26 protein-coding genes are annotated in these 22,200 nt (G+C 72.2%); all 26 read right to left on the reverse strand.

Annotated features, from left to right (window positions below; all coding sequences use genetic code 11):
• Positions 1 to 80 precede the first annotated feature (80 nt).
• Positions 81 to 599 (reverse strand): permease, encoded by a 519-nt coding sequence (locus VGT06_10380; protein ID HEV8663527.1) that lies wholly within the window; start codon positions 597 to 599, stop codon positions 81 to 83.
• Positions 596 to 754 (reverse strand): hypothetical protein, encoded by a 159-nt coding sequence (locus VGT06_10385; protein ID HEV8663528.1) that lies wholly within the window; start codon positions 752 to 754, stop codon positions 596 to 598. The genes VGT06_10380 and VGT06_10385 overlap by 4 nt, the downstream gene beginning before the upstream one ends.
• Positions 755 to 810: 56 nt before the next feature.
• A complete protein-coding gene (locus tag VGT06_10390) occupies positions 811 to 1,269 on the reverse strand; it encodes a cyclic nucleotide-binding domain-containing protein (protein ID HEV8663529.1) in 459 nt (152 codons plus the stop codon).
• A 20-nt stretch (positions 1,270 to 1,289) separates the two neighbouring features.
• Positions 1,290 to 1,667, reverse strand: a complete 378-nt coding sequence (locus VGT06_10395) for a YraN family protein (GenBank protein ID HEV8663530.1) — start codon at positions 1,665 to 1,667, stop codon at positions 1,290 to 1,292.
• Between the two features lie 2 nt (positions 1,668 to 1,669).
• The gene (locus tag VGT06_10400) at positions 1,670 to 2,263 is read right to left on the reverse strand and encodes a ribonuclease HII (protein HEV8663531.1); all 594 of its coding nucleotides are present in this window, start codon (positions 2,261 to 2,263) and stop codon (positions 1,670 to 1,672) included.
• Positions 2,264 to 2,312: 49 nt separating this feature from the next.
• Entirely contained in the window at positions 2,313 to 2,936 is a 624-nt protein-coding gene (locus VGT06_10405) for a DUF502 domain-containing protein (protein ID HEV8663532.1), read from the reverse strand.
• A 33-nt stretch (positions 2,937 to 2,969) separates the two neighbouring features.
• Positions 2,970 to 3,323, reverse strand: coding sequence for a 50S ribosomal protein L19 (gene rplS, locus VGT06_10410; protein ID HEV8663533.1), 354 nt, complete (start codon positions 3,321 to 3,323; stop codon positions 2,970 to 2,972).
• A 48-nt stretch (positions 3,324 to 3,371) separates the two neighbouring features.
• Positions 3,372 to 4,139, reverse strand: coding sequence for a tRNA (guanosine(37)-N1)-methyltransferase TrmD (gene trmD / locus VGT06_10415; protein HEV8663534.1), 768 nt, complete (start codon positions 4,137 to 4,139; stop codon positions 3,372 to 3,374).
• A gap of 1 nt (position 4,140) precedes the next feature.
• On the reverse strand, positions 4,141 to 4,644 hold the full coding sequence (gene rimM / locus VGT06_10420) for a ribosome maturation factor RimM (GenBank protein ID HEV8663535.1): 504 nt from the start codon (positions 4,642 to 4,644) through the stop codon (positions 4,141 to 4,143).
• A gap of 29 nt (positions 4,645 to 4,673) precedes the next feature.
• Positions 4,674 to 4,907 carry a KH domain-containing protein gene (locus tag VGT06_10425; protein ID HEV8663536.1) on the reverse strand — a complete coding sequence of 78 codons (234 nt, stop codon included), beginning with the start codon at positions 4,905 to 4,907 and terminating at the stop codon, positions 4,674 to 4,676.
• 96 nt (positions 4,908 to 5,003) lie between these two features.
• The gene (gene rpsP / locus VGT06_10430) at positions 5,004 to 5,294 is read right to left on the reverse strand and encodes a 30S ribosomal protein S16 (protein HEV8663537.1); all 291 of its coding nucleotides are present in this window, start codon (positions 5,292 to 5,294) and stop codon (positions 5,004 to 5,006) included.
• Between the two features lie 52 nt (positions 5,295 to 5,346).
• Positions 5,347 to 6,678, reverse strand: coding sequence for a signal recognition particle protein (gene ffh / locus VGT06_10435; protein HEV8663538.1), 1,332 nt, complete (start codon positions 6,676 to 6,678; stop codon positions 5,347 to 5,349).
• Positions 6,679 to 6,745: 67 nt separating this feature from the next.
• A complete protein-coding gene (locus VGT06_10440; protein ID HEV8663539.1) occupies positions 6,746 to 8,098 on the reverse strand; it encodes a glycerate kinase in 1,353 nt (450 codons plus the stop codon).
• Complete coding sequence (gene thpR / locus VGT06_10445; protein HEV8663540.1) at positions 8,095 to 8,664, reverse strand: RNA 2',3'-cyclic phosphodiesterase; 570 nt, start codon at positions 8,662 to 8,664, stop codon at positions 8,095 to 8,097. Before thpR ends, VGT06_10440 begins: the two co-directional genes overlap by 4 nt.
• 19 nt (positions 8,665 to 8,683) lie before the next feature.
• Positions 8,684 to 9,943 carry a competence/damage-inducible protein A gene (locus VGT06_10450; protein HEV8663541.1) on the reverse strand — a complete coding sequence of 420 codons (1,260 nt, stop codon included), beginning with the start codon at positions 9,941 to 9,943 and terminating at the stop codon, positions 8,684 to 8,686.
• The gene (locus VGT06_10455; protein HEV8663542.1) at positions 9,940 to 10,431 is read right to left on the reverse strand and encodes a phosphatidylglycerophosphatase A; all 492 of its coding nucleotides are present in this window, start codon (positions 10,429 to 10,431) and stop codon (positions 9,940 to 9,942) included. Before VGT06_10455 ends, VGT06_10450 begins: the two co-directional genes overlap by 4 nt.
• Before the next feature lie 52 nt (positions 10,432 to 10,483).
• Complete coding sequence (locus VGT06_10460) at positions 10,484 to 12,457, reverse strand: diguanylate cyclase (protein HEV8663543.1); 1,974 nt, start codon at positions 12,455 to 12,457, stop codon at positions 10,484 to 10,486.
• The gene (locus tag VGT06_10465) at positions 12,454 to 12,840 is read right to left on the reverse strand and encodes a hypothetical protein (GenBank protein ID HEV8663544.1); all 387 of its coding nucleotides are present in this window, start codon (positions 12,838 to 12,840) and stop codon (positions 12,454 to 12,456) included. The genes VGT06_10460 and VGT06_10465 overlap by 4 nt, the downstream gene beginning before the upstream one ends.
• Entirely contained in the window at positions 12,812 to 13,231 is a 420-nt protein-coding gene (locus VGT06_10470) for a response regulator (protein ID HEV8663545.1), read from the reverse strand. The genes VGT06_10465 and VGT06_10470 overlap by 29 nt, the downstream gene beginning before the upstream one ends.
• A 96-nt stretch (positions 13,232 to 13,327) precedes the next feature.
• Complete coding sequence (locus tag VGT06_10475) at positions 13,328 to 14,287, reverse strand: ATP-binding protein (protein ID HEV8663546.1); 960 nt, start codon at positions 14,285 to 14,287, stop codon at positions 13,328 to 13,330.
• Positions 14,288 to 14,303: 16 nt separating this feature from the next.
• Entirely contained in the window at positions 14,304 to 14,795 is a 492-nt protein-coding gene (locus VGT06_10480) for a YajQ family cyclic di-GMP-binding protein (GenBank protein HEV8663547.1), read from the reverse strand.
• 241 nt (positions 14,796 to 15,036) lie between these two features.
• Positions 15,037 to 15,687, reverse strand: a complete 651-nt coding sequence (gene lolA, locus VGT06_10485; GenBank protein HEV8663548.1) for an outer membrane lipoprotein chaperone LolA — start codon at positions 15,685 to 15,687, stop codon at positions 15,037 to 15,039.
• Positions 15,688 to 15,906: 219 nt separating this feature from the next.
• Complete coding sequence (locus VGT06_10490; GenBank protein HEV8663549.1) at positions 15,907 to 18,186, reverse strand: DNA translocase FtsK; 2,280 nt, start codon at positions 18,184 to 18,186, stop codon at positions 15,907 to 15,909.
• Between the two features lie 21 nt (positions 18,187 to 18,207).
• On the reverse strand, positions 18,208 to 20,604 hold the full coding sequence (gene lon, locus VGT06_10495) for an endopeptidase La (protein ID HEV8663550.1): 2,397 nt from the start codon (positions 20,602 to 20,604) through the stop codon (positions 18,208 to 18,210).
• 113 nt (positions 20,605 to 20,717) lie between these two features.
• Positions 20,718 to 20,924, reverse strand: coding sequence for a hypothetical protein (locus VGT06_10500; GenBank protein HEV8663551.1), 207 nt, complete (start codon positions 20,922 to 20,924; stop codon positions 20,718 to 20,720).
• 26 nt (positions 20,925 to 20,950) lie between these two features.
• Positions 20,951 to 21,853, reverse strand: a complete 903-nt coding sequence (gene galU / locus VGT06_10505) for a UTP--glucose-1-phosphate uridylyltransferase GalU (protein HEV8663552.1) — start codon at positions 21,851 to 21,853, stop codon at positions 20,951 to 20,953.
• Positions 21,854 to 22,200 lie beyond the last annotated feature (347 nt).

Below are 22,200 nucleotides of genomic sequence, written 5' to 3' on the forward strand. Positions count from 1 at the left end.
GGTTTCCCCTGGGGGGCCGGGGGCCGGGGCGGCGCGGGCGCCAGGACCCGGACCGTGTCACGTGCATTCTGTCGTTCGCATTAGCGGGGCCAGACGACCCGGGCGGCGAAGCCCAGGGCCGGCGGCACGAGCAGCGACAGGAGCACGCGCGCCGCCACGAACCGGCCTCCCATCATCGGGATCTCCCACACGAGGATCCGGTTGACGCCCAGCATGGACCAGGAGCTCAGGAAGGTGATCAGGGCCGGAAGCCCCGCCCCGGCCTTCGAGAGGGCAGCCAGGATGGGAAAGGAGACGAAGGGACCCCCGGGGGCAAGCGCCCCCGCCACCCACCCGACCAGGATGCCCCGCCACCCCGCCTCCGCCCCCAGCCAGCGGACCACCGCCTCCGCCGGCACCAGGACCTGCAGGAGGCCGGCAATCCCGAACCCCAGGAGCAGGCGAGGGAGGACGCCCACCACCAGCTCCCAGGAGGCGTCGGCCGCGGCCGCGACCGTCCGGAGCCCGCGGCTCAGCGCCACGGCCAGCAGCCCTGCGGCCACCAGCAGGAGGATCAGGCTCGCCCAGTCCACGCGCCGTGTCCCCGTCCCGCTCCTCACGTGCCCTTCTTCTTCGGGACGACCCGCTTCTCGCTCGCCTCCACCTGGTTCCCGCACTCCGGGCAGAGGTAGTTTCCCTTCTTCGTCTTGGTCGGGTTCAGCCCCCGGCTGCCACAGCCCTGGCAGGCGTAGGCGATGACCTTTTCCGCTTCCATCCCGCTCTCCTGTGGGGCGGCCGGCGGCCCCCCGGGCCCGGCCCGCCCCGTGGGGCTCAGAAGGTCCGGCTCACCGCGAAGAGGCTACCGATCTTCTCGTTGGTCTCCCGCAGCCGGCCGCTCAGGGACCGGCAGAAGGCCCAGAGCACCTTGACGGCCAACTCGGGATGCGCCGTGAGCAGGTCCCCGAAGGCAGCCTTCCCGATGACCAGGAGGCTCGTGCGCTTCTCGGCCGCGGCCGTGGCGGAACGGGGGTACTCGTCGATGAGCGCCATCTCCCCGCAGGTGCTCCCGGCCGGGAGCACCGCCAGGACCTCCTCCCCCGTCCCCGGGATGACCTTGGTGATCCGCACGGCCCCTCGCAAGATGATGTACAGGGCGTCGCCCACCCCCCCCTCCCGGAACAGGACGGTGCCGGCGGGGACCTGCCGGCGCTCGCCGATCTTGGCCAGGAGGCGGCGCTCGGCCGGCGTCAGCTCGCGAAAGAGAGGGAGGCCGTCCAGGGGCGTGGGCACCGACCCCTCCCGCGTCGTCCTCACAGGAGGGGCAGGCCCTCGGCCGGAAAGGCGTCCCGGATCCAGGTGACGCGCGCCGGCCCCGCCGTGAAATCCACCGCCACGACATCGAAGCGACAGGGGAGCCCCCGGAGGCCGGAGGCGCTGAGGAACGCCTCGGCCACCCGGGCGATCTGCCGCTGCTTTGCCGCCCGCACCGCCCCCTCCGGGGGGCCGAAGGTGGCCGTCCGGCGGGTCTTCACCTCCACGAAAACGACGGTGGTCCCCTCTCGCGCCACCAGATCGATCTCCCCGCGGAGCGCCCGGAACCGGGTGGCCAGCACCGTGAGCCCCCGCGCCTCGAGGAAGGCGCGGGCGGCCGCCTCCCCCGCCACGCCGGTCGCCTGCCGCCCCGGCATCCCTATCCCCCCAGGGGGAGCGGCGGCTGACCCCCCGGCAGGTGCTCCCGGATCCCTGCGAAGCTGCGGCGGTGCACGGGGCAGACACCGAAGGCGGCGACCGCCGCCCGGTGGGCCGCCGTCCCGTAACCCTTGTGCCGGGAAAACCCGTACCGGGGGTGGGCGCAGTCTAGCGCGGCCATGATGGCGTCCCGACGGACCTTCGCCACGATGGAGGCGGCGCCGATCACCGGGATGAGGGCGTCCCCGCGGGGGATGGGCCGGCAGGGGAGGGGGAGGGGGGGAGCCAGTGTCCCGTCTACCAGGATCAGGTCCGGGAGGCGGGGGAGGGCGGCCACCGCCGCGGCCATCGCTCGGAAGGTCGCCCGGAGGATATTGAGCGCGTCGATCTCCTCCGCCTCGACGACCCCCACCCCGATCCCGGCGGCGACCCCCTCGATGACGGGGAGGGCGGCGAGCCGCGCCTCCGGGCTCAGCACCTTGGAGTCTGCGGCGACCGCCAGGTCCTGGTCCACCGGGATCAGGACCGCCGCGGCGACTACGGGGCCGGCGAGCGCGCCTCGGCCGACCTCATCCACGCCGGCGATGGTTCGCACCCCGGCCCGTCGCAGGGTCGCCCGCAACCGCGCCCAGGAGAGCGGGCTCTCAGCGGGCCGCGGGCGTCCGGACATAGTCCTTGAGCCGGATCCGCGAGGGGAGAATGCTGCCTCCCGAGAGGACGATCCGCACCCCCTCCTCCACGGTGAGGTCGGGGAAGATCACGTCCCGGCGGGGCAGGAGGACCGTCTCCCCCAGATAGAGGTGGTTGGTCGGGACGTAGACGGCCACCAGGTGCGCCTCTTCGCCCGGCCCGATCTCCAGGATGCTCTGGTCGGTGAGGAAGCCGAAGGCGTAGGTGCCCGGCCGGGGGTACTCGACGATGACGAACCGCCGGAAGGAGCCCCCCTTCTCGGGGCTCAGGGCGTCCACCAGGGACTTCAGGGCGGCGTAGACGGTCTTGGCGATGGGGATGCGGAGCAAGAGGCCTTCGGCCCACGAGAAGAGGCGGCGCCCCACCACGTTGGTGGCCACCGCCCCCACAAGGAAGATGATGAGCAAGCTGGACAGGAAGCCGAGGCCCGGGACCCGGTACCCCAGCAGGTTGGCGAACACCGGGCCCAGCAGGCCATCAACGACGCTGAAGAACCACCAGAGGGCGAACACGGTGAGGACGACCGGGATGGAGACCAGGAGCCCGGTGATGAAGATCCCCTTGAAGCCCGCCCGCATCCCGTCCACGCGCCGTCCCGTCGCCCCGCGGCTCTATCGCTTCCTCTCCCGGATCCGCGCCGCCTTCCCCTTCAACTCTCGCAGGTAGTACAGCTTCGCACGCCGCACGTGCCCCTGTCGGATCACCTCGATCTTCTCCAGCATGGGGGAGTGGAGGGGGAACGTCCGCTCCACGCCGACCCCGTAGGTGACCTTCCGCACCGTGAAGGTGGCGCGGAGCCCCCCCTGGCGGCGCCGGAGCACGATCCCCTCGAACATCTGCAAGCGCTCCTTGTCTCCCTCGCGGACCTTCACGTGGACCCGGACCGTATCGCCGGGCCGGAACTCCGGCAGGTCCTGGCGGAGGGCCGGGCGCTCCACGTCCGCCAGCAGCTTCTCAACGTCCATGACCAACACCCTCCTCCTCCCCGCGCCGGGCCGCGCCTGACGCGCGATCTAGCGGGGTGATCCGCGCCGATTCCCGACCCGGCTCGGCGGGTCGGCCTCCGCCTGGACCTCCCGGGTGACCTCCTGCAGGAGGACCCGGTCTTCGTCGCTCAGCGCGGCCACCGTCAACAGGTCCGGCCGGCGGGTGAGCGTCCGGCGCAGTGCCTCCTTCCGCCGCCAGCGCCGGATCGCCTCGTGGTTGCCCGACAGGAGGATCTCGGGCACGCGGAGCCCCCGGTACTCCGGGGGTCGGGTAAACTGGGGGAAGTCCAGCAGCCCCCCCGCGAAAGAGTCCTGCGCCGCCGACGCGGCGTCCCCCAGGACCCCCGGGACCAGCCGAGCGACCGCGTCGAGCACCACCAGGGCCGGCAGCTCGCCTCCCGTCAGGATGTAGTCGCCGATCGAGACCTCCAGGTCCACCAGGGTGCGGATGCGCTCGTCGAACCCCTCGTACCGGCCGCACAGGAGGATGAGGTGGCCCTCGGCCGCCAGGGCCCCCGCCAGCCCGTGGGTAAAGGGCACCCCCTGGGGCGTGAGGAGCAGGACCCGGGTCCCCGGGCCCTCCCGGAGCGCCTCGACCGCCTCGGTGACCGGCTCCGGCTTGAGGACCATCCCGGCGCCGCCCCCGTACGGGGGCTCATCGACCACCCGGTGCTTATCGTGCGTCCAGGCTCTGAGGTCATGCACGCGGATCTGGACGAGCCCCTTCTCCTGGGCCCGGCGGAGGATGCTCTCCTCCAGGGGTCCCCGGAAGATCCCCGGAAAGAGGGTGACGATGTCATACCGCTTCGGCGTTGGCCAGGCCCTCCGGGAGTCGGACCACCAGGCGCCTGCCCGGGAGGTCCACCGCGAGCACAAAGGCGCGGGCCGCGGGCAGCAGCCACTCGCCGCCGCCGCGCCGGACGACGAGGACGTCCACTCCCCCCGTCTCCAGAATCCCCGCCACGTCTCCCAGCGGCTCCCCCTCCCCCGTCTCCACCCGGAGCCCCACCAGGTCCACCTGGTAGAAGCTCCCCTCGGGGAGGGGCGGGGCCTCGCTCCGGGGCAGCGTGAGCACCGCCCCGACCAGCGCCTCCGCTTCCTCCCGCGTCCGGACCTCCTCGAACTGCACCGTGGCCCGGGAGCGATCCACCCGGGAGCCCTGCACCGTGAGCGGGCCCGGCGCCGCGCCCTCCCGTCCCGCGCGTAACACGCGGCCGGGGGCGATGCAGGCGGCCACGTCCGTCTCCAGCTGAATCGCCACCTCCCCCCGGAGCCCGTGGGGCCGAATCACCCGCCCCACGCGCAGGAGAAGGGGTCCCTCCCCCCCGCCTATTCCACGATCTCCAGGACGGCGCGTCGGCGCGCCTTGGCCGCGGTGGCGTGCAGCAGGGTTCGCATTGCCCGCGCCGTCCGACCCTGCTTCCCGATGACCCGGCCGAGATCCGACGGCGCCACCTTCAGCCTGAGCGTGGTGATCTTCTCGTCCTCCACGGCCTCCACGCTCACCTCCGTGGGATCTTCCACCAGCGCCCTCGCGAGGTACTCGACCAGCTCCTTCAACACGGGCCTCTCCTGCGGCGGGCCATGGCCGAGCGGGCCGTCCCGGGATGCCGCCGAGCCCCCCTGATCCCCGGACGCCCCGACCCATCGCCATCGCCCTCAAGCGGTCGCCTTCCCGGTCTTGAGCTCGGCGAACTTCTTCAAGACCCCAGCGCTCGAGAGGAGTTCCCGGACCGTGTCCGTGGGCTGCGCCCCCTTCCTGAGCCAGGCCAGCGCCTTGTCCGCATCCAGAGTGAGTGCCGCCCCCTTCCCCGCCTTCGCCTGAGGATCCCAGGTCCCCAGCGCTTCCAGGAAGCGGCCGTCCCGGGGCATCCGGGAGTCCGCCACCACGACCCGATAGAAGGGGCGCTTCTTGGCGCCCATCCGCATCAACCGCATCCGTACGGCCATCGATCTCCTCCACCGCGCCGGCCCGCCCCCAGCCGGTCGGCTGACGGGAACGTTAGGCCAGGGGGAGGGGACGCCCCATGAGCCGTCCGCCCGGCTTGGTGAGCTGCCGCATGACCCTCTGCATCTCCGCGAACTGGCGCACCAGGCGGTTCACCTCCGCCACGCTCGTCCCGGAGCCCGTGGCGATCCGGCGCCGCCGGCTCCCGTTCAGGAGGGCCGGGTCCTCCCGTTCCTGCAGGGTCATCGAGCTCAGGATCGCCTCCACCCGGCGGAGGGCCCGCTCTTCCCCCTCCCCGCCCGCCTGCCGCACCGCCCCCCCGAGGCCCGGCAGCATCCCCAGGACCTCGGACAGGGAGCCCATGCCCCGGACCTGCTGGAGCTGCTTGCGAAAGTCCTCCAGGGTGAACCGCTCCCGGCGGACCTTGGCGGCGAGTGCCAACGCCTCTTCCCTCGCCACCGCCGCCTCGGCCCGCTCGACGAGGGAAAGGACGTCCCCCATCCCGAGAATCCGCGAGGCGATCCGGTCCGGATAGAAGGGCTCGAGGGCCTCGGGCTTCTCCCCCACGCCGACGAACTTGACCGGGGCGCCGGTGACGGCCCGGATGGAGAGGGCGGCCCCGCCGCGGGCGTCCCCGTCCAGCTTCGTCAGGACGACCCCCGTCAGCCCCACCGCCCGGTGAAAGGCTGCGGCCGAACGGACCGCGTCCTGCCCCGTCATCGCGTCGGCCACCAGCAGCACTTCGGCAGGCTGCAGGGCGTCCTTGAGGGCCGTGAGCTCCGCCATGAGCGGCGTATCCACGTGCAGCCGCCCCGCCGTGTCCACGACGAGGACGTCCTGGCCCTCGGCGGCGGCGCGGGCAGCGGCGCCCCGCACGGCGGCGAGGGCGGAGTCGGCCCGGGGGTCGGCGTGGACGGGCGCTCCGACCGCGGCGCCCACCACCTGGAGCTGCCCGACCGCGGCAGGGCGCTTCAGATCGGCCGCCACCAGGAGGGGGCGGCGCCCTTCCCGCAGGAGCAGCCGGGCCAGCTTGGCCGCCGTGGTCGTCTTCCCCGAGCCCTGGAGTCCCACGAGGAGGACGCCGACCGGCGGGCTCCCCGTGAGGCTCAGGCTGGAGCGATCGCCCCCCATGAGGGCCGTGAGCTCCTCGTGAACGATTCTCACCACCTGCTGGCCCGGGGTCAGGCTCCTGAGGACAGCCTGCCCCACGGCCCGCGCCCGGACCCGCTCGAGGAACTCCTTGACGACCGCGAAGTGGACGTCAGCTTCCAGGAGGGCCAGTCGCACCTCCCGGAGGGCCTCGGCGATGTTCTCCTCGGTCAGGGTCCCGTGCCCCCGGAGGCGCCGGAAGACGGCCGCCAGGCGGTCGGTGAGCCGGTCGAACATGGGCCGCTCCCGTCACAGGCGACGGACCAAATTATTGCACTATCAGCGGGATGTCAACCGCATTTGCCTAGAGGGGATGCCCTGGACGGGGCCCGCAGAGCAGCAGGTGGATGTCCATGACGTTGGTCCGGGTGGGGCCGGTCACGACCAGGTCGCCCAGGGCCCGGAAGAAAGAATAGGCGTCGTTCTCGGCGAGATGGCGCGCGGGATCGAGGCCGGCCGCTCGCCCCCGGGGGACGGTCTGCCCGTCGGAGACGGCCCCGGCGGCGTCCGTGGGCCCATCGGTCCCGTCGGTTCCGGCCGAGAAGAACAGGATTCCCGCTGCGCCCTCGAGGGGGAAGGCCGCGGCGAGCGCCATCTCCTGGTTTCGCCCTCCCCTGCCCTTCCCGTGGAGCGTGACCGTCGTCTCCCCTCCGGCCACCAGGCAGCACGGGGGCTCGATCGGCCGACCGGTGGCCCGGACCTCGAGGAGCAGGGCGGCCAGGACCTTGGCCACCTCGCGGGCCTCCCCCTGGATGCCGGAAGCCAGGATGAGAGGCCGGTAGCCCCGGGCCGCGGCAGCCGCCGCGGCGGCCTCCAGGGCCTGGGCGTTGTTGGCGACGATCCGGTGGTGGACCTGCTGGAAGAGGGGATCCCCCGGCTTCGGCGTCTCGGGGACGCGCCCGGCCGCTCCCGCCTCCAGGTACTCGCCGACCGCCGGCGGGACCGCCCCCCGGATCCCATACCGGTCGAGGATGGCCAGCGCCTCTCTGAAGGTGGTCCCGTCCGGGGCCGTGGGGCCCGAGGCGATGGCGTCCAGGGGATCGCCGACGATGTCGGAGAGGACCAGCGTGAGGACCTGGGCCGGCGCGGCCGCCCGGGCGAGCTGCCCCCCCTTGACGGCGGAGATGTGCTTCCGGACCGCGTTGATCTCCTGGATCGTGGCTCCGCACGCCAGGAGCTGCTTCGTGACCTGCTGCTTCTCTTCCAGCGTGATCCCCCGGACCGGCAGGGGGAGCAGCGCCGATCCGCCCCCCGAGATGAGGGCGATCACGAGGTCGTCGGCGCCCGCCCCCTTGGCCAGATCGAGGATGGCCTGGGCCCCGGCGAGCCCGGCCGCATCGGGCACGGGATGGGCGGCCTCCTGGATCCGCACGATCCGGGTGGGCCCGCCGTGGCCGGCTTTCACCGTGACCACCCCGGCGGTGATCCGCTCCCCCAGGATCTCCTCCACGGCGGCCGCCATCGGCGCCCCCGCCTTCCCCGCCCCCAGAACGAAGATCCGCCGGAGGCGCGCGAGGTCGTAGGAGCGGTCCCCCACCCGGAGCTGATCCCGCTCCCGCCGGACGTGCCGCTTTATGGCGGCGGCCGGGTCCACGGCCTCCAGGGCGGCCCGGAAGATGGCCGTCGCGTCCTCCCGTAGCGCGGCGGGAGTCCTCACGGCCCTCCCCCCGGAAGCTCACGCGCATGCCGCGCGGTGTAGATGGAGCCAGCCGGGTGCAACCGGCTCTCGTAGAGGACGATCCGGTCCACCGCCGTCTCGCCCAGCGTATCCTCCGCGTGCGCCTGGAGCCGCCGCAGGGTCTCCTCGAGCCCCCGCGATCCCCGGACCCGGCCCAGCGTGAGGTGGCCCCGGAAGGCGCGGTTCTCGGGGGGGAACCCGCGCGCGGCGCAGGCGGCCTCCACGCGCGCGGCCAGGGTGGCCGCCTCGGGACCCCCGGCCCGCAGACCCACCCAGAGGACCCGCGGGTTGCGCCCCCCGGGGAAGGCCCCGCAGCCTCCGGCGCGAAGCGTGAAGGGGGAGAGACCCGCCACGGCCTCCGCCATCGCCTCCCGGACCAGTCCCTCGCGCGCCGGGGGAACCTCCCCCAGGAACTTCAGGGTCAGGTGGATGTTCTCCGGTTTCACCCAGGAGACCGGACCCCCCGCGGCCCGGAGGTCCCTCTGCAGCGCCCCGAGCGCGTCCCGGAGCGCGTCGCTCAAGACGATGGCGATGAAGAGACGCAGGGTGCGGGCTCCCGCGAGGCTAGAGGATCGGGACTGGGGGGAGGCCGAGCAGGTGGCGCCGCACCAGGTCCAGGGCCATCTGGGCCGCCCGTTGCTTGTTCAGGTCCCGGTCGGTGAAGAACCGGAACTCGTGGGCAGCCACCCCGCCGGCGTGGGCCAGGGCGATGTAGGTGAGGCCGACCGGCTTCTCCGGGGTCCCGCCGGCGGGCCCGGCGATCCCGGTGACCCCGAGCGCCAGGTCCGTCCCGGCCGCCGCCCGCATCCCCTCGGCCATTGCGGCCGCCACCTCGGCGCTGACCGCCCCCCTGGCGGCGAGCAGCTCCGCCGGGACGCCCAGGAGGGCCGTCTTCGCCTGGTTGCTATAGGCCACGAGGCCCCGGTCGAAGTAGGCGGAGGAGCCCGGGACATTGGTGATCCGATGGCCGAGGAGCCCGCCGGTGCAGGACTCGGCCACGGCCAGGGTGAGGCGGCGCTCGCGGAGGAGCCGGCCCACGACGACCTCCAGGCTCTCCTCATCCCGGCCGAAGATGATGTCGCCGAGCCGCTCCCGCACGGCCGCCTCGCGGCCGTCCAGGAGGCGCGTCAGCTCCGCCTCCCCCTCCGCCTTTGCCGTCAGCCGGACGTGGATCTCACCGGAGCGGGCCAGGAGCGCGATCGTGGGGTTCCGCTCCGCCCAGAGGTCCCCCAGGAGCTCGTCCACCTTGGACTCGCTCACCCCCGTGGTCCGGAGGACGCGCGAGCGGATCTGCCCCTTCAGGCCGTAGGCCTCGCGGAGGCGGGGCAGGACGACCTCCGTGAGCATGGGCCGCATCTCGGCCGGCACCCCCGGGAGGAGCACCACCGTCCGGTCGGGCTCGACCCGGAGGAGCAGGCCCGGCGCCGTCCCCCGGGGGTTCTCCAGCACCTCGGCCCCCTCCGGGACCTGGGCCTGCCGCTCGTTGTTCTTGGCCATGGGGATGCCGCGCCGGGCGAAGCGGGCCCGGATCTGGGCCAGCACGGCCGGGTCGAGGCGGAGCGGGCGGCCCGTCACGGCCGCCACCACGTCCCGCGTCAGGTCATCCTCCGTCGGGCCCAACCCTCCGGTGCAGAGGACGACCTGGGCGCGCGCGAGCGCCTGGCGCAGCGCGGTCTCGATCCGGGCCGGGTTGTCCCCCACCGTGGTCTTGCAGTAGACGTCGATCCCGGCCTCCGCCAGTCGCTCGGCGATGAAGGCGGCGTTCGTGTCCACGATCTGGCCCAGCAGGAGTTCCGTGCCCACGGTCAGGATCTCGGCGTTCATGGGAGTGGACCCCGCGCGGCCAGCAACTGCCAGACCACCTGGAGCAGCAAGTTCGTGTAGAGGCCCGCCAGCAGATCGTCGGCCAGGATCCCGGCCCCCCCGGGCAGCGCCTGCGCGCGCCGGATCCCCAGGGGCTTCCAGATGTCCAGGAGCCGAAAGCACCCGAAGGCGGCCGCCGCGAAGGCCCAGTGCCGGGGGATGGCGGCCGTCGCCAGGAGCATCCCCGCCATCTCGTCGAGCACGACGGCGGGGGGATCCCGGCGATCGAGGAGGACCTCGGCCCGGCCAGCCAGCAGCGCCGTCAGCGCCGCACAGGCCAGGGCACCGAGAAAGACCGCGCCCGCCCCCCACGCGGCCAGGCCCCACGCGAGGAGGAGGCCGAGCACGCTGCCGGCGGTCCCCGGGCCGACCGGGGCATAGCCCACGCCGCCGGCGGTGAGGAGCAGGAGGAGGAGGCGATCACCCCAGGATCGGGGGGAGGCCCTCATACGATGGCCGCGCTCCCGAGAGGCGCCACCGGGAACCCGGGGCTCCCCACGCCTACGCCTCCGGCGGCTCGACCCGGCCCGGCGCCAGGCAAACCCGGTTGCGCCCGCTCGCCTTCGCCTCGTAGAGGGCCTGGTCCGCCCGGTGCACCAGCTGCTCCGGCCGGTCCATCCCCTCGATGAGGGTCGCCACCCCCAGGCTGACGGTCAGGTGTCCCTCGGCCGCGGAGCCGAACCGGTGGGCCTCCACCGCCACCCGGAGGCGCTCGGCCTGGACCGCCGCCTGGGCGAGCTCGGTCTCCGGCAGGATGATGGTGAACTCCTCCCCCCCATACCGGGCCACCATGTCCACGTCCCGGGACTTGGTCTTCAGGACCCGGGAGATCTGGCGTAACGCCTCGTCCCCCGCCAGGTGGCCGTAGCGATCGTTGTAGGCCTTGAAGTAGTCGATGTCCGCCAGGATGAGGGAAAGCTGCCGGCCGTACCGGAGGGCGCGGCGCACCTCCTGCCCCAGGAGGAGGTAGAACTGCCGGTGGTTGAAGAGGCCGGTGAGCTCGTCGGTGCTGGCGAGCCGCTTGGTCTCGGCGAAGAGGCGGGAGTTCTCGATGGCGATGGCCGCCTGGTTGGCCAGGATCTGGCAGAACTCCACGTCGCCCGCGGTGAAGAGCCGGGCCTCCCGCAGGCTGCTCAGGGCGATGACCCCCAGGGCCTTGTCCTTCGTGAGCAGCGGGATGACCAGCATGGACCGGACCTGGAGGGGGACGAGGAGGCTGCGGACGGCGGTGAGGAGCGGCTCCTGGAGGGCCTCGGAGATCACCAGGGCCTTCTTGGTCTCCAGGGCCCGGCGCACCTCCGGGTGGCGGTCCAGGGTGATCTGGATCCCGTGGATCCAGGGCATGGGCTTCGAGCCGTCGTACCCCATCACCACCTCGCCGGCCGTTCCCGTCACGTCCGAGAGGGTGACCACGCACCGGTCCACCTTCAGGAGGTCCAGGAGCCGCTCGATGAGGGCCCGGAGAATCTCCTGCAGCTCGAGCGTGGAGGTGATGGAGGAGGAGACCTCGTAGAGCGCCCGCATCTGGGAGACCTGCTGCTCCGTATGGTGGTACAGGTGCGCATTCTCCAGCGCCATCCCCACCTGCCGCCCGATGGCGGCGAAGAAGCGCACGTGGTCGGCCCCGAAGCGGTGCGGCGGCTGGGAGAGGAGGTGCATCAGACCCAGCGTCCGCCCCTTGGCGGTCATGGCCACGCAGGCGTGGTTGCCATAGGCGTCGCTCCCCTCGGCCCGCAGGGCCGGGTCGGGGGCGGCGGCCGGGTCCTCCAGGAGGCCCGGGCCCGGCTCCCGAAAGACGGCCGCCCAGGGGGAGGCGGCGAGCGGCTGCTCGTGCCAGGCCGCCCGCAGGGCAGCCGAGAGGCCGCGCTCCGCCGCCAGCCGGAGGACCCCCCGCTCCGGGTCCCAGACCATGATCCCCCCCGCAGCCACGCCCTCCACTTCCGCCATCCGGCTCAGGGTCGCCTCCAGGATCTCCCCGACGTTCAGGGACTGGCCGACGCCGACGGCGACGGCGTTCAGGCTGGTGAGCTCCCGGTTCTGCCGCCGGATGGCCCGGTCCATCCCGGCCAGGCGGAGCTGGACCCGGATCCGGGCCACCAGCTCCTCCCCGTTGAAGGGCTTGGTCATGTAATCGTCCGCGCCCAGCTCGAGGCCCGTGACCTTGTCCCGCACCGTATCCTTCGCCGTGAGAATGATCACGGGGATCCGCGCCTCCTCCGGGCGGGCCCGGAGCGCCCGGGTCACCTCCAGGCCGTCCAGGCCCGGCATCATGATGTCCAGGAGGACCAGGTCCACCGCCTCCCGGGCAACGATCTCGAGCGCCTCCCGTCCCGAGCCGGCCGTCAGGACGCCGAAGCCCCGCCGCTGCAGCGTCACCTGGAGCATCCGGATGATCCCCGGCTCGTCATCCACCACCAGGACGACGGGGCCCTCGGCCCCGGCCGCCACCGGCTCTCCCTCTCGCCGCTCGGTCATGGCCGCACCCGACCTTCGAGACCGACCGCCCCAGCAGCTGCCCCCCGGAGGATGATCATGCGCGTCAGACCGCCCCCCGGTCGGCGGCTCGACCTGTCGGCCCGGCCGACAGGAGCGGAGAGGCCGGGGAAGGCCTCGGGGGAAATCCCGGGGTCCGGGTCCGTCAGCGCGATCTGGAATTCGGAGCGGCTCAGGGGATCGGGGGTCTGGAGGGCCAGATGGAGGAATTCCCGCTGCGGGGCCTCGTGCGCCCCCTCGTCCAGGGCGAGGACCAGGGACCCCCTGAGAGCGGTCGGGAGCGTGCGCAGTGCCAGGCCGGGGGTGGCGAGGGGATCCACCCGGGGTGCGCCCCCGTCAACGAGGCAGGCCGTCCCCCGCTCCACTCGTCGCCCTCCCGCCCGTGGCTGCCGTGAGCGCCGCCCGGATCTGCTCTCCCAGCTGCGCCGGCTCGAAGGGCTTGGTGATGTAGGAGACGGCGCCAGCCTCGAGCCCCCGCTCCACCTCCCTGGCCTGGGCCCGGGCACTCATGACCACGATGGGGATGTGGCGGGTCAGCGGGTCGTCCCGCAGGACCTCGCACACCCCGTATCCGTTGAGCTCGGGGAGCATGATGTCCAGGAGGACGAGGTCCACCTTCTCCTGGCGGACGGCGTCCACCGCCTCCCTGCCGGTGGTGACGGTGCGGACAGCGAACCCCTCCCGGCGCAGGATGTAGGTCACCAGCCTGACGATGTCCGGCTCGTCCTCGGCGAGGAGCACTACCGGCGTATCCATCTCCCCCTCAAAGTCCGCGCGAGTATACCCGATGCGCCGTTTGGCCAGGAAGCGAAAAATCGGGGCCCGCGCCCCGTCCCGTCCCTCCCTCCCCGCCTAGGCCGCGGGCCCACGCGCCTCGCGCGGCAGGGTGACGGTGAACGTGCTCCCTTCCCCGACCCGGCTCTCCACCCCGATCCGGCCCCCGTGCGCCTCCACGATGGCCTTCGAGATGTGCAGGCCCAGCCCCGTCCCCGGGACCCGCCGGGCCGCGGCCGCTTCGCGCCCGCGGAAGAAGCGCTCGAAGACCCGGGGAACCTCCTCCGGCGGGATGCCGGGGCCCTGGTCGCGCACCTGCACCGTGAGCGTCCGTGGGTCCGCCCCCACCCCCACGACCACCGAGGCCCCCTCGGGCGAGAACTTCACGGCGTTGTCGAGGAGATTGGAGAAGACGCTCTCCAGCATCTCGGGGTCGCCGGTGAGGGGGAGCGGCCCCCGGGGGGGCTCGAGCTCGAGGCGCACCCGGCGCTCGGCGGCGAGGCCACGCATCCGCTCCACGGCGGCCGTCAGCACCTCCGCCAGGTCCAGGGCGCGAGGGACAATCCCGATCTGCCCCGCCTCGATCCGGGTGAGGTTCAGGAAGTTGGCGACCAGGCGCATCACCCGTTCCACGTTCTGGTGGGCGATCCCCAGGAACTCCGCCCGGATCTCGGGGGCGGGCGGGTCCTCGCCGAGGAGGACCGACAGGGCCCCCTTGATGGAGGTGAGCGGTGTCCGGAGCTCGTGGGAGACGGTGGCCAGCAGCTCCGACTTGAGCTGGTCCTGGCGGGTGGCCTCCTCCGCCCGGCGCGCGAGCGACGTCACCTGCCCGGACAGGTCGGCGGTGAGCCGGGCCAGGTCCTGGTTGGACCGGAGCAGGGCGGTCTGGTGCTGGCTCAGCTCCGAGAGCTGGGCCCGGAGCCCCGTCCGCTCCGCCTCCAGCTGCTCGATCTGGCCGGCCAGGCGGCGAGCCATCAGCTCGTAGGTTGCCGCCATCCGGTCGAAGGCCTGGACCAGCGTCTGCAGCGTGTCGGTCATGCGCTCCCGCCGCGCCTCACCGGTAGTTGGTGAACTGCAACTCGATCCCGAGATCCAGCTCCCGCAGGGCGCCGATGAGGACCTGGAGATCGTCCTTGCTCCGCCCGGTGACCCGGATCTCGTCCTCCCGGATCTGGGCCTGGACCTTCAGCCCGCTGGCCTTGACGCGCTTGACGATCTCGCGGGCCTTCTCGACGGGGATGCCCTGCTGGATCGTGACCCGCTGGCGGACGCTCCCGGCGGCCGCCGGGTCGACCGTCCCGTACGCCAACGCTTTCAGCGGAACCTTCCGCTTCACCAGCTTCCCCTCCAGGAGCTCGGTCAGGGCGCGGAGCTTGTACTCGTCATCGGCTTGCAGGAGGATCGCCCCCTCCTCCCGCCGGATGCTGCAGCGGGTCCCCTTGAAGTCGAACCGCTGGCTGACCTCCTTCGTCGCCTGTTGAATGGCGTTGTCGCACTCGCTCAGATCCACCCGGCAGACGACGTCGAAGGAGAATTCATTCGCCACACTGGCCTCCACGCCCGACGGAGGGCAAACAGGTGCCTCCGGGGGGCCCGGTTGCAAAGCCCATACCCACGGGGCCGGATTCCCCCCTTGCGGCGCGCTGTAAGTGCCCGCCAGAGTTGGGGGGCAGTCTTTCACACGCGACCGCCAGCGTCAAGCGGCCACGCGGGAGCAGGAACGGACAGTATTTGGCCCCGCACGCCAGCCGTCGTCTGCGCATGAGCCGCTATGCGTGGCGATCGCCCTAGGGGGAAGGGGAGCGGATCACGTCCGTCCCCGGGGGAGGGTTGAACGTGAACAGGCGGTCCGAGAGGCCGGGGTTCTCCCGGACGGCGCTGAACTCCAGGACCGTGCTGTTCTCGTACGCGTCCACCACGGTGAGCCGGTCCACCAGGGCCGTCCGGCGGTGGACCCGGAGGATGAGCCGGCGGACGGCCGGGTCCGCGGTCTTGGGCGTGAGGCTCACGAACAGCGCCTCGCCCGCCGGGTCCTCCAGGATCGAGGCGACCGTGAAGGTCGCCCCGAGGGTGGCCATCCCCGAGAGGAAGTGGAGGGACGGGGAAGCCTGCAGGGCCGGGCCGACCGGCTGGCTCACCGCCTGCCGGTCGAGGGGGGAATAGGTCCAGAGGGTCGTCCCGTCCGTGACGAGCAGCCGGGGCTCGGGACTCTCCTGCTCCCAGCGCATCATGGCCGGCCGCTTCAGGAAGAACTTCCCTGTCGCCCGCTCGGTGTGGCCGGCCGCCTGCAGGGTAGCGGTCTGGAGGTAGCGCCCCTGCAGGCTCCAGAGCGCGCGGTACCGGGCCTCGATCCGCCCCACCACGTCGGGCGCCGCGGGCGGCGCGGCGCCCGCGAGGAGGAGGCCAGCGGCGAGGAGCAGGACGACCGGGGTCCGCATGGGCCCCCTAGTGTGACTCCAACGGATTGTTCCTCATGCTCACGCCACGGGTCGCGTGCCGGGCCAAATGACGAGCATCACGAGGCCCGAGGGAGGAGCGGGTACCCACCATAGGTGGGCGTCCGCCCACCGAAGGTGGGTGGGGAGGCGTACGCCGTTGGTACGTCGAGGACCGCCGACGACTGAGAACGACGTGAGGCGACGTCAGTTGGCCCGGCACTAAGGTTCCACCGGCTTCACCAGGACCTCCCGAGGCCGGGGCCCATCCATGGGGGAAACGATCCCGTCCCGCTCCATCTGGTCGAGCAGGCGGGCGGCCCGGTTGAACCCGACGCGGAGCCGCCGCTGGAGCATGGAGATGCTGGCCTGGTGCGTCTGGATGACCAGCTCCTTGGCCTGCTCGTAGAGGGAATCGTCCGCGGCCGAGGCCCCCTCCCGCTCCACCCCCGCCGGCGCCTGGGGGAGCGGGGGCGTGCCGGGATGCTCGAACCGGCTCAGGAACTTCACCACCCGGCGGATCTCCATCTCGGAGACGAAGCAGCCGTGGATCCGGATCGGCTTCGAGGAGGCGGGGGGGAGGAAGAGCATGTCGCCGCTCCCCAGCAGCTGCTCCGCCCCGTTCACGTCCAGGATCGTGCGCGAGTCCACCTTGGAGGACACCTGGAAGGAGAGGCGGGCGGGGAAGTTGGCCTTGATGACGCCGGTGATGACATCCACCGAGGGGCGCTGGGTCGCCACGATGAGGTGGATCCCCACGGCACGGGCCATCTGGGCCAGCCGGGCCACGGCGTTCTCCACCTCGTGCGCCGCCACCAGCATCAGGTCGGCCAGCTCGTCCACGACCACCACCAGCTGGGGGAGGGGGCCGGCCGCCTCTTCCCTCTCCGGCGGCGGCGCGGCCACGGCCCACTGGTTGTAGGCGCCCAGGTTGCGGGCCCCGACCTCGGCGAAGACCCGGTAGCGCCGCTCCATCTCCGCGATCACCAGCTGCAGTTTCTTCGCCGCCTCCCGCGTCTCCACCACGACCCGGTCCAGGAGGTGGGGGATGCCGTTGAAGATGGAGAGCTCGACCCGCTTCGGATCGATGAGGAGGAACTGCACGTCGGTGGGGGGGGTGCTGAAGAGGATGCTGAGGATGAGGCCGTTCAGGCACACGCTCTTGCCCGACCCGGTCGCGCCGGCGATGAGGAGGTGGGGCATCTGGGCCAGGTCGGCCACCACCGGGTTGCCGGCGATGTCCTTCCCCAGGGCCAGCGGGAGGGGCGAGGCGAGGGCGGCGAACTCCGCCGTGGCCAGGATCTCCCGGAGGGAGACCCGGGCCCGGTTCTGGTTGGGAATCTCCACCCCCACCACCGCCTTCCCGGGAATCGGCGCCACGACCCGGACGCTCATCGCCTTGAGCGCCAGGGCAAGATCGTCGGCCAGGCCCACGATCCGGTTGATCTTGATCCCCGGCCCTGGCTCCACCTCGTAGCGGGTAATGACCGGACCGGGACTGACGTCGGCGACGCGCGTCTCCACGCCGAAGTCCCGCAGCGTCTTGACCAGGATCTCCGCGTTCCGCTGGTGCTCCTCCGCGGTCGGACCCGCCGCGGCCGGCGCGGGGGGATCCAGGAGGGAGAGGGGGGGCGGGCCGTAGCGCGCCTCGGACACGACGAAGGGGAGGATCTCCTGCGGCGCCTCGGGGTCCCGCGGGACCGGCAGGGGTGCCGTCGGCTCGGCCGGCTCCGGCACCCGCGGGGGGACGGGAGGCGGCCCCTCGGTGAGGACCGCCTGGGCGGAAGGCGGGGCGACCGGAGTCACGGCGGCGGGCGTGAGCGCCCGCGTCGCCGCCCGGCGGTGACGGCGCGCGCTGAGGGCGGCCCGGGCCGAGTGGAGCAGGGCCCGCGCCTGCACCAGGGCGCGGCCCCCGGCATCGGCCAGTGTCAGCGGGAGCGCCAGCAGCGAGAGGCGGCTGCAGAGGATGCCCGCCAGGGCGAGCGCGGTCGCCGCAGCCAGGCCGAGGCCGAGGCGGCCCAGCACGGGCTGCAGGAAGCGCAGGAGCTCGCCGCCGAGGATTCCGCCGAGCGGCTCCCCCTTCAGCCCGCGCCAGGATGCCTCCTGCTGGAGGAGCGCCAGGAGCAGGGTCAGGCTCAGGATCCCCAGGGTCGCCCCGGCGCCGGGGAGCAGAGGGAACCGGAGCGGACGGGGGGTGACGAAGGCCCGCACCCCCAGCCACAGGAGCCCGGGCGGCACCAGGAGCGCCACGGCCCCCGCGAGACCGAAGAGGGCACCGGCCAGGTACGCTCCGAGCCACCCGGCCCCGTTGCGGATCGGCCCCCCCGGGATGCCCGAGTGGAGGAAGGAGGGATCGGCCGGATCGTAGGAGGCCAGGCTGACGAGGATGAGGAGCGCGACGGCCGTGAGCAGCACGCCCACCGCTTCCCGGGCTTTCCGGTGGGCCAGGAGCGTGGTGAGGCTTGCCGTGGTACTCGCCCCACCTCGGCGCTGCTGTCTCACACCGCTCCCGTGTCCCCCCGCCTAGGCGGGGGGGGGCGGGGCCGGCCGCTCGCGGCGGCGCCCCGGCCGGGCCGGCTCCGCCGCCGGACGGCCGCGGCCCGCGACCCGGCGGGTCAGCGCCCGTTCCAGAACCTGGTCCATCGAATCCACGTACACGAAGGTCATGCCGCGGGTGATCGTCTTGGGCAGCTCCTGGATGTCCTTGTCGTTCTTCCGGGGGACGATGATCGCGCGGAGCCCGGCCCGGCGGCCGGCCAGGATCTTTTCCTTGACGCCCCCGACCGGGAGCACCTTTCCCCGGAGCGTCACCTCGCCCGTCATCGCCACGTCCCGGCGGACCGGGATGCGGGTGAGCGCCGAGATGAGCGCCGTCGCCATCGTGATCCCTGCGGAAGGGCCGTCCTTGGGAATCGCCCCGGCGGGGACGTGGACGTGCAGATCGAGCTTCCCGAAGACCTCCTCCCGGATCCCCAGCTCGCTCCCCCGCGCCCGGGCGTAGGAGAGGGCCGCCTGGGCGGACTCCTTCATCACGTCCCCGAGGTGGCCGGTGAGGGTGAGCTGCCCCTTCCCCCGCATGGTGGTGGCCTCGACATAGATGATGTCCCCGCCCGCCTGGGTCCAGGCGAGGCCCGTCGCCACCCCCACCTCGTCCTCCTCCTGCGCCGGCTCCGGGAGGAACTTGGGGGCCCCCAGGAAGGCGGGCAGGCTCTTCGGCGACACCTTCGCCTGGTCCCGCTTCCCCCCCGCCACCTCCTTCGCCACCTTCCGGCAGATCGCGGCCACCTGCCGCTCCAGGTTCCGGAGGCCGGCCTCCCGGGTGTACTCGTTGATGATCTTCAGGATCGCCTCATCCGTCAGCTCCAGGTGCTTGGGGGTGATGCCGTGCTCCGAGAGCTGCCGGGGGAGGAGGTACTTCCGCGTGATGTGGAGCTTCTCCTCCTCGGTGTAGCCCGAGATTTCGATGATCTCCATCCGGTCCTTCAGGGCGGGCAGGATGGGGTCGGCCAGGTTGGCCGTGGTGATGAACATGACGTTGCTCAGGTCGAAGGCCACCCCGAGGTAGTGGTCCGTGAAGGAGACGTTCTGCTCCGGGTCGAGGACCTCCAGCAGAGCCGCGGAAGGATCGCCCCGGAAGTCCGCCCCCACCTTGTCCACCTCGTCCATCATGAAGACCGGGTTGTTCGTCCCGGCCTGCTTGATCCCCTGGATGATCTTCCCCGGGAGGGCCCCGATGTAGGTCCGGCGGTGCCCCCGGATCTCGGCCTCGTCCCGAACCCCGCCCAGGGAGATCCGGACGAACTTCCGCCCGAGCGCCCGCGCGATGGACTTCCCCAGGGAGGTCTTCCCGACCCCGGGCGGACCCACGAAGCAGAGGATGGGACCCTTCATTCCCTTCTTCTTCAGCTTCCGGACCGCCAGGTACTCGAGGATCCGCTCCTTGACCTTCTCCAGGTCGTAGTGGTCCTCCTCGAGGATCTTCTGAGCGTTCTTGATGCTGATCCGATCGCGGGTCTGCTTCTTCCAGGGCAGCTCGATGAGCCAGTCCAGGTAGGTCCGGACCACCGAGGCCTCGGCGGCGTCCGGGTGCATCCGGGAGAGGCGGTTCAGCTGCGTCTTCGCCTCCGTCTCCACCTCGGGGGGCATCTTGGCCTTCTCGATCTTGCCCGCCAGCTCCTCGAGCTCGGCGGTCCGCTCGTCGGCCTCCCCCAGCTCCTTCTGGATCGCCTTCAGCTGCTCCCGGAGGTAGTACTCCCGGTGGGTCTTGTCCATCTCCTCGCGGGCGCTGCTCTGGATCTTGTGCTGGACCTCCAGCACCTCCAGCTCCTTCCGGAGCAGCTCGTTGATCCGCCGCAGGCGGGCGACGGGATCGGTGATCCCCAGGACCTCCACGGCCTGCTCGACCTTGAGGTCCAGGTTGCTGGCGACCAGGTCGGCCAGCCGCCCCGGGTGATCCAGGTTATTGACGATGACCAGGATGTCGGGGGAGACCGATTTCCCCAGGGAGGCGCTCTTGGAGACCTGCTCCTTCACCGAGCGGATGAGGGCCTCCAGCTCCAGGCTCATGGTGGGGGCATCCAGGTCCGGCACCTCCTGGATCCGGGCCTCGAAGAAAGGGTCCGTGCGGATAAACTGGGTGACCTTCGCCCGGGTGACCCCCTGCACCAGGATCTTGACCCGGCCGTCCGGCATCTTCAGCATCCGCATGATCATGGCCACGGTGCCGATGGGGTAGATCTCCTCGGTCCCCGGGTCCTCCGCCTCGGCGTCTTTCTGGGCAACGAGGAGGATCATGCGGTCCCGGCCTAACGCCTCGTCCACCGCCCGGATGGACTTGTCCCGCCCCACGAAGAGGGGCAAGATCATGAAGGGATAGACCACGACGTCCCGCACCGGAAGGACGGGGATCGTTTCGGGCAGCTTCTTCTCCTGGGCACCGGGGGCGGCCCCCTCTCCCCCCGGAGGGCTCTCCGCCTCCTGGGGCTCCTTTACGTCCGCATCGGCGAGCTTCACGGTGCAGGACTCCTTTCTGGTCAACGGCGCTTGCGGGGAGGGGGCCCCTCCCGGTCGCGCCGGGCCGAGGCCCGGACCTCCCGCGGGGGGGTCCGCTTCCGCTTGATTTTTTCGAAGCCCGCCCGCTCCAGCTCCTCGTAGGCCTCCAGGGGATCCTCCGCCGCCGCGGGCGGCTCCTGGGGGGACTCGGTGGGCGGCTCGGGAGGGGCGGGGCGCTCCTTCTCCATCGTGGTTCGGTCTCCGGCCACCCGCCTCAGGTGGGCCCGCGACCCGGATCGGCCAGCCCGTCCGTGTCCAGGGCCAGGCCCCGGAGGTACTCTCGGAAGGGCTTGCCCACGTCCGGCCGCTTGAGCGCCAGTTCGACCGTTGCCTGCAGAAACCCCAGCCGGCTCCCGGCGTCGTAGCGGCGGCCCTCGAAACGATAGGCGTAGATGGGCCGACTCTGGAGTAGCCGGCGGAGCCCATTCGTCAGCTGGATCTCCCCCCCCGAGTCCGGGGGCGTCGCCTCGAGCGCGGGGAAGATGTCGGGGGTGAGGACATAGCGCCCCACGATGGCCAGACGGGAAGGGGCCTCGGCCAGGGAGGGCTTCTCCACCAGGCCCGTCACCCGGACGAGGCGGTCGCCCGCCGGCTCCCCCGCGATGATCCCGTACGAAGAGACCTCCTCCGGGGGAACCTCCATGATTCCCAGCACGGGAGCGCCGGTGCGGGCGAAGACCTCGAGCAACTGACCGATGCACGGGACCGGGCCATCCACCACGTCATCGCCGAGCAGGATGGCGAAGGGCTCCTCCCCCACCACGTTTCGTGCGGTAAGGATCGCGTGCCCGAGGCCGAGGGGCTCCCGCTGCCGGACATAACACACCGAGGCCAGCTCGGGAATGCGGCGAATCTCCGCCAGCAGGTCGGTCTTGCCCTTGGCCTCCAGGAAGGACTCGAGCTCGACGGCCCGGTCGAAGTGGTCCTCGATGGCGTTCTTCCCCCGGCCGGTCACGATGATCACGTCCTGGATGCCGGCGGCCACAGCCTCCTCCACGACGTACTGGATGACCGGCTTGTCCACCAGCGGGAGCATCTCCTTGGGTTGGGCCTTCGTGGCGGGCAGAAACCGCGTCCCCAGACCGGCCGCCGGGAAGACCGCTTTGCGGATGCGCATTTGCCTCCTTCCCCCTCGGGATGGGAAGATGGGCAACCCCCTCCGAGCTCGCCTCTAGGCTAGCCCATCCCTGCCCGAAAAGTCAACTCTGCCGGGCTCTCCGGATTAGGATAACGCGACGCGTCAGGACAAAGTTTTGCCAGGGAGAACTCGTGACCGAGGAGCGGAAAAAATCCTTGACACGCGGGAAGGGCCACGACTATATTCCGCGCCGGTTTCCGGCCCTGGGGAGGGGGGTGGGCCGGGGTAAGGTGCAGCAGGAATCGATGCGGCGCGTGCAGGGGGGCAGATGAGGGCGGCCGCGGGGCCCACAACGGGCCGCCGCGGTTTTTGTGTTTTCGGTGTCC

Origin of the sequence: Candidatus Methylomirabilis sp. (assembly GCA_036000645.1) — a bacterium.
Classification (GTDB): domain Bacteria; phylum Methylomirabilota; class Methylomirabilia; order Methylomirabilales; family JACPAU01; genus JACPAU01.